Source organism: Clostridium sp. AF32-12BH (assembly GCF_003477935.1).
GTDB lineage: Bacteria > Bacillota > Clostridia > Lachnospirales > Lachnospiraceae > Brotaphodocola.
Window position 1 is genome coordinate 4219 of record NZ_QUEH01000037.1, and the last position, 260, is coordinate 4478.

General features: G+C 52.7%; 1 protein-coding gene. It reads right to left on the reverse strand.

Annotated features, from left to right (window positions below; genetic code table 11):
- Positions 1-260 (reverse strand): zinc ribbon domain-containing protein (locus DWZ40_RS18985; protein WP_182431791.1); only part of this gene is annotated, 260 nt, incomplete at both ends.

Below are 260 nucleotides of genomic sequence, written 5' to 3' on the forward strand. Positions count from 1 at the left end.
ACTCGGTCATGCTTCGCATACTCGGCAATGGCTTTGAGCATTTCGGAAACAAGAGACAATACCACATCTTCATTGATACGGTGCTGAGTCTTGCAGAGTGTCCCGCAAGGAACTTTGGTGTACTGTGAGCAGGTGTATTGAGAAATGCGCTTGCCGTTGTTGGTGCGGTGGACATACATCTTGCCGCCGCAATCGGCACAATAAAGCAAGCCTGTGAGGGGAGCTGCTTCGCCCCAGCCGTCCGGGTAGCGTCTGACATT